The organism is Pseudoroseomonas cervicalis ATCC 49957, assembly GCF_000164635.1.
GTDB lineage: Bacteria > Pseudomonadota > Alphaproteobacteria > Acetobacterales > Acetobacteraceae > Pseudoroseomonas > Pseudoroseomonas cervicalis.
The window spans coordinates 115,958-120,650 of record NZ_GG770781.1 but is presented as its reverse complement, the minus strand read 5'-3'; the positions used below and the strand labels follow the sequence as shown (position 1 = coordinate 120,650).

Sequence of the window (4,693 nt, the reverse complement as noted above, 5' to 3'; positions counted from 1 at the left end):
CAGCTCCAGCAGCGGCAGCAGCGGCGGCAGGGCGACCGCCAGCTTGCCGGCGGGCGCGGGCGGCGGCGCCGGCGGGGAGGGCGCGACAGGGTGGGGCTCGGGCATGTTCAATTGATGCGGACGATGCCGCCCTGCAGGATCATCGTGCCCGAGGCCTCCTCCTGGATCAGCGGCGCCTCGAGCTTGACCGAGCCGCCGGCCTTGGCGTGGATCAGCGTGCCCTCGATGGTGACGCCGGAGGGGTCGATGGTGATCTTCGAGCCGCCCACCGTCAGGGTGATCGACTGCATCGCCTCGATCTCGATCTTGCCCTGCTCGGCGCTGACGGAGATATTGCCCTTCTCGACCACCAGGCTGTCATGGCCCTTCTGCAGCCGGGCGCTGCGATTGTCGCGCACCAGGACATTCATGTCCTTCTCGGCCTGCAGATAGACCTCTTCCGATCCGGCCTTGTCCTCCATGCGCAGGATGTTGGCGTTCTCCGGCCCGCCGCCCTTGGAGGAGCGGGTGGAGATCCAGCTCTGCGTCATGTTGCCGGGCAGCGCCTGGGCGTGGCGCGCCGGCTCGTTGTAGAGGCTGCCGATGACCACGGGCTTGTCCGGGTCGCCATCCATGAAGCCCACCAGCACCTCGTCGCCGACGCGCGGCAGGAACCAGGTGCCGCCCCAGCTGCCGGCCCAGGGCTGCGCCACCCGCACCCAGCAGGAGGAGCCGTCATGCCGCGGCCCGGCGCGGTCCCAGTGGAAATGCACCTTCACCCGGCCATGCTCGTCGCAATGGATCTCGCCGCCCTCGGGGCCGGTGACGATGGCCGATTGCAGGCCGGGGATGGTCGGGCGCGGCCAGGCGGCGGGGCGGCGCCAGCTGCGCGCCGCCGGGATCAGCGCCAGGCTGTTGCCGTAATGCGCGCCGCCGCCGCCGACCATGTGGCTGTCATCGACGGCGTTGTGGGTGATGGCGGTGACCAGCCAGGGCACCGGCGCCGCACCCAGGGCGGGCGCCACCATGACACGCCCGCCGGCGAACAGGGCCGGCTCGGCACCCTGGGCGCGCACCGTCTCGGCCGCGGCCTCCTCCCGCTCCATGGCCAGCCGCGCCGGGTCGGCATCCGGGCGCGGCGCCTGCTGGCCGGGCCAGGAGAACAGCTCGGCCTCGGCCCTGGAACTGGCCAGCATGGTGCTGGAACTGGCATTCAGCAGCGCGCCCGGGCGCAGCATGTCATAATCCAGTGCCGCCGCCCTGCCCGGCCGCTGCTGGGTGGAGGACGCCCAGTCCCACAGCGTGTCCGGCCCGCCATTCTCGGCGCCGGGCCGGCTGGTCAGCGGCGGGCAGGGAATGGCCGGGAAATCGGCATTGGCGCCGGTGATGTGCAGCGTGTGCTCGCCCATCTCGTGGCGGAAGAAATAGCCGCCGCCGACCTCGTCGATCAGCCGCTGCACGAAATCGAGATCGGTCTCGTTCCACTGCACGCAGTAATTGCGCGGCGCGCCGGGCAGGCTGCCGAAGCGCACCGGGCTGACCTGCCCTTCCTCCAGCACCGTCTGCACGATCTGCTTCGCGCTCTGGCTCTGGAAGATGCGGCAATCCGAGGTGCGGCTGAGCTGCCAGAGCTTCGGCAGCGCCACCATGCGGTAGCGGCTGAAGCCGCGCTCGTAATCGCCGGTGCGGCTGAAGGCCTGCACCATGCCGTGGAAATGCCGCGGCGGCCGGCCGGGCGGCGCCACGGTGCAGGTGATGCCGCGGCCGATCATCTCCTCCGGCGTGATGTCGGGGCGCAGCGACACCGCCTCGGCCTCGATGCTGTAGAGGGCGCCGATCTGCTCGCTGACATGCAGCGCGCGCAGCACCAGAACATCGGGGCCGAGCGGCGTCGTCATCTGCAACAGGCGATCCGCCTGCACCAAGCCGGACGACATGCGTTTCCCTTCGCCATCGGCGCGCAGCGCGATCCCGCGGAGCGCCAGTTCGACACTGGGTTTTCCCACGATCACGCGTCGCGCGGTAGAGGCACAACCCTGCCGCGGGGCAAACGCTTTCTTGATCGGCGGTCTGCTTGCGCCGAACCGCCGCGACCGGCAGCCAGCCAGGGCGGATCGACAAGGGAGCGGAACCGCCCATGACCCAGGCACTGAACGAGGAGGCGTTCTCGCAGCCGCATTGGCTGCTGCTCGCCAAGGGCTTCAACCTGCAGGACTGGTACGGAAGGCCGCAGCACGGCACGGCGGTGGAGCGCAATGGCGGGATCGAGAACCCGAACCGCACGCGTCTGCACACGCGGCGCACGCTGTATTACCGCTTCGCCGATTCCCGCTATGGCGAGGATGGCCAGCAGGGCGGCGGCTGGTGGCTGGAGTATGAGCAGCTGGAGAAGGTGATGCGCGGCTGCGCGCCGCGCGGCCTCAATCTCGGCCAGATGGCGCGGCATTTCCTGGCCGTGCCCTGGGAGTGGAGCCATATCGACCGTGTGATCTCGGCGGTGTTCGAGCAGCCGATGGACGCCTATGAGGGGCGCGGCCGGCCGGTGGAGCTGACCGGACGCTATGGCGGGCGCAACAGCGTCGATGCCGGCCAGGGCTATGGCGGCGACCGCAACGTCATCCAGCTCTACATCCCGGCGATGCGCCAGCATTGGCGGCTGGCGCTGGGCCAGGTGCGGGTGCAGGACATCCGCGATTTCGCGCGCGGCCACCGCGACCTGATCCGCGTCTGACGCCGCCGCCGCGCCGCGCCGTCAGCGCGGCGCGATGCCCAGCGGGAAGCTGCGCAGGTCGCGCGTCGCGGTGCGGAACACCGCATTCTGCCGGTGCTGCTTCTCGCTGGCCAGTTCCGGCACGCGCCGCGAGACATATTCGCCCAGCGCCAGCGCGCTGATCCGCCCATCGCTGTCCTTCGCCGCACGGCCCGCCAGCCCTTCGCGCAGCGCATAGGCGAAGACGCCGTTGCGGTCGTCATAGCTGTCCAGCGCCTCCTGCACCGAGGAGGAGGCGGCGAGCAGATAGCGACCCGTCTCATTGCCCAGCGCCGAGAGGCTGTCCAGCGCCACCTGCCCCGCATAGCAGGTGTCGATGAGAAGAAAGCCGTCGCGGGCGCGGATGCGCGCCAGCGCCGAGATCATCGCGTCATCATCCAGCGCCCGCCGCGCCGCCTCGGTCATCGAGCGCGGCCGGCCGATATCGGCGGGCAGGAACAGGAAACGCCCATTCTCCTCCACCCGCACGCCATGGCCGGCGATGTAGAAAACAAAAGTGTCCTCCGGCCGCACCCGGCGCGCCGCATCGTCCAGCGCGCGCAGGATGCCCTCGCGCGTCGCATCGCCATCCAGCAGCAGGGTGGTGTCGACGCCCTCGAACAGCCCGACGCTGCCGGCGCGCAGCGTGTCGACCACGGTGCGCGCATCCGGCACGGCGAAGCGCAGATCCATGTCCGGCACGCCGTAATTGTTGACGCCGACGGCCAGGATGACGAGGCGGCCCGCCCCGGGCGGCGGCGCCGCCTGGCCCTCGCGCCGCAATTCCAGCCCCGGCCCTTCCGAGAACAACCCGCGATCGGCGGCGTAGAGCCGGGTGGCGATGGTGTTGGGCCCGGGGTCGAGCGGGATCTCCGCCTGGAAGGGCGCATCGCCCCGCGCGCCGCCGCCGCGTGGCGGATCGATGCGCGCGGCGATGCGGCCATTCAGCAGCACGTCGAGCGGGCCGAGGCCGAGGCCGCGATCCTGCGGCAACACGGAGAAACGCAGCGCCGTGGCTTCGGCCGGCAGCGCGGCCTCGGTCCAGTTCAGCACCGGGCAGCTGCCGTCCGGCAGCACGGCGCAGATCTCGCCCGGGCGGGCCAGCGGGGTGTGGCCGATGCGGGCGCGCAGATCGGCCAGGCGCCCGGCCTGCGGCAGCACGCCGCCGATGCGCGCGCGCACCGCCTGCGGCGCGTAGAGCGCACGATAGGCCTGCTGGAAACTGGCCCATTCCGGCGTCGCCGCGCGGCCCTCGTTCAGATGCACGCCGACCAGCTCCTGCCCGCCGGAGGGCGCGTGGTCGAACAGCCCTTCCGGAGTCCACAGCGCCCAGCGCAGCGTGTCGGGCTGGATGAACAGGGCGGCACGCTCGGTGATGCGGTTCTCCGCCAGCCCGTACCAGCGCAGCGTGCCATCGGCATGCGCGGCGACCAGCAACGAGCCATCGCCGGTCAGCGCCAGCCCCCAGCTCGCGCCCGGGCCGGGCAGCGCATCGAGCGGGTTGCCGCGCGCGTCGTACAGCCGCAGATGCGTGTCGGTGCCGAGCACGAAGCCGAGCCCGCCCGGCAGCACCGCGGCGCTGCGCGCGAACTCGCCCTGGCCCAGCGCCAGCGGGCGGCCATTCAGCCGGGGCTGGGTGGAGTTGCGCCATTGCGTCAGGCTGATGCCGCCGGCGCTGTCGCTGGCCGGGCGCAACCCGTCGCCCTCCATCGGCTTGCTCGGGCGCAATTCGCCGCGCGCCACGTCGAAAGCCAGCGCCGGCTGGCCCGGGCGCGGCACCACGCGCAGCCGCATGCCATCCTCGCTGAGCGCCAGGCTGTCGCCGGTGGCGCGGAACTCGGCGGTGCCGGAGCGCGGGGCGAGCGCCAGCCTGCCATCGGGCGCCAGACGGCCCCAGCCGGGATCGGCGGCGGCGAAGGCCAGGCCGCCCTGCGGCAGCGGCAGCAGCTGGGCGATGGAATCCCG

3 protein-coding genes are annotated in these 4,693 nt (G+C 72.0%); 1 reads left to right on the top strand and 2 read right to left on the bottom strand.

Annotation, left to right across the window (positions count from 1 at the left end):
• Positions 1–107: 107 nt before the first annotated feature.
• Positions 108–1,916 (bottom strand): type VI secretion system Vgr family protein, encoded by a 1,809-nt coding sequence (locus HMPREF0731_RS15705; protein ID WP_007005153.1) that lies wholly within the window; start codon positions 1,914–1,916, stop codon positions 108–110.
• A 200-nt stretch (positions 1,917–2,116) separates the two neighbouring features.
• Here HMPREF0731_RS15705 and HMPREF0731_RS15700 point away from each other — a divergent pair, with 200 nt between their 5' ends.
• A complete protein-coding gene (locus HMPREF0731_RS15700; RefSeq protein WP_007005152.1) occupies positions 2,117–2,710 on the top strand; it encodes a hypothetical protein in 594 nt (197 codons plus the stop codon).
• Between the two features lie 21 nt (positions 2,711–2,731).
• On the opposite strand, the gene HMPREF0731_RS25615 is transcribed toward HMPREF0731_RS15700, so the two are convergent.
• A partial coding sequence (locus HMPREF0731_RS25615) for a caspase family protein (protein WP_007005151.1) occupies positions 2,732–4,693 on the bottom strand: 1,962 nt, incomplete at its 5' end.